At 65.0% G+C, this 3,921-nt stretch carries 4 protein-coding genes; 2 read left to right on the forward strand and 2 right to left on the reverse strand.

What is annotated here, in order from left to right; genetic code table 11:
- On the forward strand, positions 1 to 329 hold a 329-nt coding region (locus tag GY769_02755; protein ID MCP4200837.1), incomplete at its 5' end, for a hypothetical protein.
- A 110-nt stretch (positions 330 to 439) separates the two neighbouring features.
- Positions 440 to 967 carry an ester cyclase gene (locus GY769_02760; GenBank protein ID MCP4200838.1) on the forward strand — a complete coding sequence of 176 codons (528 nt, stop codon included), beginning with the start codon at positions 440 to 442 and terminating at the stop codon, positions 965 to 967.
- A gap of 72 nt (positions 968 to 1,039) precedes the next feature.
- Here the strand turns inward: GY769_02760 and GY769_02765 are convergent, their stop codons facing one another.
- Both GY769_02765 and GY769_02770 read right to left on the reverse strand, forming a co-directional pair.
- On the reverse strand, positions 1,040 to 2,812 hold the full coding sequence (locus GY769_02765) for a hypothetical protein (GenBank protein MCP4200839.1): 1,773 nt from the start codon (positions 2,810 to 2,812) through the stop codon (positions 1,040 to 1,042).
- A gap of 241 nt (positions 2,813 to 3,053) precedes the next feature.
- On the reverse strand, positions 3,054 to 3,921 hold an 868-nt coding region (locus tag GY769_02770; protein MCP4200840.1), incomplete at its 5' end, for a pirin.

Below are 3,921 nucleotides of genomic sequence, written 5' to 3' on the forward strand. Positions count from 1 at the left end.
CCCTGGCTGCGGGTCACCCGGTCGAGCACGGGACTGAAGCAGCGGCATCATCGAAGGGGACGCATGGCGAAGCGCATGAGATCGAAGAGCCCCTTCCAAGTCCGGTCTTCGAGCTGCCGCAGGAAGTCGGCTATGGGCCGGCCCCGACTCGGCCGACCGCTGAGATTCGTCGCAGCGGCACGGGCTACACCGCTACCCATCCGTCGAGCCGGAAGATCTGCGGCACTTCTTTCGTTTTCGAGCGGTTCGGTCCCCTTGGGGACACCATTGGACTCTCGGAGCCCGAGAGCTGCCCCAAGCAGGTCAACACAGGGAACGTGACCAGCTGATCGATCGTCGTTAGCCTCCAGGGCTCTCGTGCCATGCCATCCGGTCACCACGATAGGATGTCGGACGGAACCGAACCCCCGAGCTCGAAAGCCCTATTGGAGGTGCCATCATGCTTCGCAGAATGCGTATCGTGAGCGTCGTCGTTGCGTGCGGAGCGGTCTTCGCCGGTTGTTCCGACGAACTACCGCCGGACTTCATCGAGCAGAAGAACATGGCCATCGTCCGGGACACCCACGCGGTGCTCGCGAGCGGCGATTTCGAGAGATTCAAGGCAGCGATCGGGCCAGACTATGTCCGCCACTGCCAGGCGATGCCGCCCGCGCTCCAGGAACTCCAAGGGACCGAGGAGTTCTTCGCCTTCCTCGAGGAGTTCCTCACCGCGGTGCCCGAGTACGAAGACACATTGAGCCAGATGATCGCCGATGGTGATCGGGTCGCCTATGTTTCCACCATGACCGGTATTCAGATCGGGCCGATGGGCGACCTGCCAGCGACCGGCAAGGGGTTCACCCTGGTCAACATCATCATCCAGCGGCTTGAGAACGGGAAGATCGTCGAGACCTGGGTGAGCTGGGACAATGTGGCTTTTCTGTCCCAGCTAGGGCTGATGCCCTCGCCGGGGCCAGACGATTCGTAGGGCAGGGACCGGGAGCGCAGCGACGACCCGATGCAGCCCAGATCTTCCGGCAAGATCTCGCGGGGACCCGCCTCACTCGAAGCGCCACCGGCCCACGGTCAGGGCCACCGTGGCGAGGAACATGACTCCCATGAGCGCCCACTGCACCTGGTTCTGGCGGTTCTGCTTCTGGAGCTCGTTGAGCAGGAGCGAGGAGAGCAGGTGGTATTTCACCGTAAACGGCTGCTCGGTCTCGTCGTAGACCACCAGTTCGGGGAATACGTCGGCGACCTCCTCGGCGATGAGGCCGAACTCCAGGGGCTGCGGGGCCTCGGTCGAGCCGCCTTTATGGTGGAAGGCGACCGGTCGGAGGTCGAGAAGAGCGAGTGATCGGTCACCGATCTCGCGGATGCCCTCCTTGAACCGTCGAGACGAGGTGTTGACTCCCAGGCGGCCGTTGCTGGTGTCGATTAGAACGCCGGCGTCGGTCACCGTCGAGTTGCTGATGCCGGCGATGAAGGTCTGCGACTGCGTGTTGTGGATGCCGATCTTGATCGTCGCCGTCTCGGCGGCGGCTCCCGTGTTGCCGATGAAGATGTTGTCGTTGCCGGTGGTAGCCGCGCGGCCGGCGTAGCGGCCGACTGCGATGTTGCGCGAGCCGGTGCTGTAGCGGAGGGCATCCTCGCCGACAGCGGTGTTGTCGTTGCCGAGCTCGTTCTCGAGCAACGCGGCCTGGCCGATAGCGGTGTTCTGCTTGCCGCTGAGGTTGTCGCGCAGCGCGGCGTGGCCGACGGCGGTGTTGTCGTGCCCGGTGGTGTTGTTGCGCAGTGCCTCCGAGCCGAGACCGGTGTTGCGCGCCTGCAGGTTCTTCCTGAGCGCATGGGCGCCGAATGCAGCGTTGTCGTTGGAGGTGTCTGCCAACAAAGTATAGGCGCCGACGGCGGTGTTGTTCGTCGACTGCGCGTTCGCCAGGGCGAAGTAGCCGATCGCAATGTTGTGGCTACCATCGACGTTGAAGAACAGCGCGTGGTATCCCACCGCGGTGTTGGCGCGGCCGGTGGCGTTGTAGGTGAGCGCACCGCTACCGACGGCCACGTTACTCCGGCCGGTCGTGGTCGCGGACAGGGCCCTCGCGCCGATCGCGGTGTTCTCCGAGCCGTAGAAGCCATCGGACTGCAGGTATACCATCGCTTGTCGACCGAGCGCCGTGTTGGAGGTCCCCTGGCCGTGTAGGAATGCCTGGCCATTGGCGAAGACAATCCCGCCCAGGTCGACGTCCCCTGCGATCGACAGGTCATAGTAGCCGGGCGGCGTGATCGTCGCGGGCTCGGGCGATCCGATGCCGACCGAAGGAGAGACCAGAGCGGCCGCCGTCCTGGACAGTGCCGTCGAGGGCGCAGTCGGAGGCGGCTGCTCGGTGCCGGCTACTTCGGATGGACCTCCGCTACCCTCGATCCGTCTCAGCACGGCGATCGCCGCCTGCACCTCGGCGTCACTCGGAGCGAGCGACACCTCGAACAGGCTCGCCTCCGACCACTCACCACCGGCACGCACCGACCAGGCGTAGCGCCCCCCTGGCTTCAGGCACTGCGCCAAGGAGGGCGACCAGCCGTTTGCCGTCCCCGGGAGACTCACCGAGAGTACCTGCTCGGGCGGACCTTCCGTTTCTCCCTCCGGCACTCGGTAGACAACCAGCTCGACCGGCTCGGCACCCGCAGCGGCTGTCCAGTTGAACGTCGGGCACCTGCCGGAGACCACGGCCATCCCTGCCTGGCTTCCCGGTGAGACTGGTGTCGGACCCTGAGCCCGAGCTCCGGCCGCGACCAGCGTCGACAAGACCACTAGGACTCCCACTCCCTGCTTCATGAGGACCTCCTTCCCCGGCACCGGGGACACGCTAGTTGAGTGGGCAGAGTGTAGCGTGGTCTGCCCAACTACCCGGCTTTCCTTCAGGATCGGCACTTCGCGGTACTGCGAGAGCGGCAGGACTTCCGGGAGCTCCTCGCTGACTTGAAGAAGCGCTGGGAGTCTTTCAAGGCGGAGTTCGGCGAGGAACAGCACGGACACTGAGGATGCGAGAACGGGTTGGGTCGTGGTCAGAGAGCTTCTAGCTCTGACTGGCTGTGGCCCGAGGAAGATGAGTCGGTGAAGGGCGGAGCAGCAATCCTGTCGGCGGCTCCGCAAGGCGCACCGCGGGGTAGACATGGAGAACGTCGGCCAGGTGAGCGAGGAACTTCCTCTTGAAGTCTCTCAGCCGTCCGTAGTCGGCGCCGAACTGCGTCTGGAGCGCCTCCCAGGGAATGAGGCAGGGCCTCCGTAGGTAGCTCATTCGGTAGGTGAGCCAGGAGTAAATGTCGAGAGCCAGTGGCGACCCCTTCAGGGCTTTGAGAGCGCGGAGATCGATCGGCACGGCGTGGGCGACGAGCTCGTCGTAGAACTCGGTGCTCAGGACGACGATCGAGTTCCAGAGCGGCCGCTGCTCTGGATCTCGAGGCGACCACCAGAGCTGGTGCTTGTGCGCGATAGCGTAACCGACACCGGCGGCGTGGCCTTCGGCCTCGTCCGAATAGCTGCAGCGGATCGTTGTCGAGAAGAGCCGGTGGAGCTGGTCGCGGAGGCGCGAAGTGGTGCCGCGCTTGCCGGTCACTGGAGTGAGTCCGAGCTTGTACATGAAGTTCGAGAAGGTTGGGCCGAGCTCGATCTCGCGGCTCCGGGTACGGACCGCCTCGGTCGAGAGCCAAGCGAGTGCTAGCCGCGGGTATGAACCGTAGGGGAGTCCAACCGAGGGGGGCGCGTTCATGTAGAGGGTGAAGCGGCCGTTGACGCGTTCGAACTCGTGCGGGTTTGGACCTTTGTGGGGCCGGCTGTGGGGCAGTGTGGCCTGGACGAGGATCCGAGCCATGAAGCCGAGGGCGCCGGCCGCGCGCGCTTCTTCGGCCTCGATTGCGAGGGCTTCCTGAGCGAGCCTGGTTGTC

It is taken from the genome of bacterium, from assembly GCA_024224155.1.
GTDB lineage: Bacteria > Acidobacteriota > Thermoanaerobaculia > Multivoradales > JAHEKO01 > CALZIK01.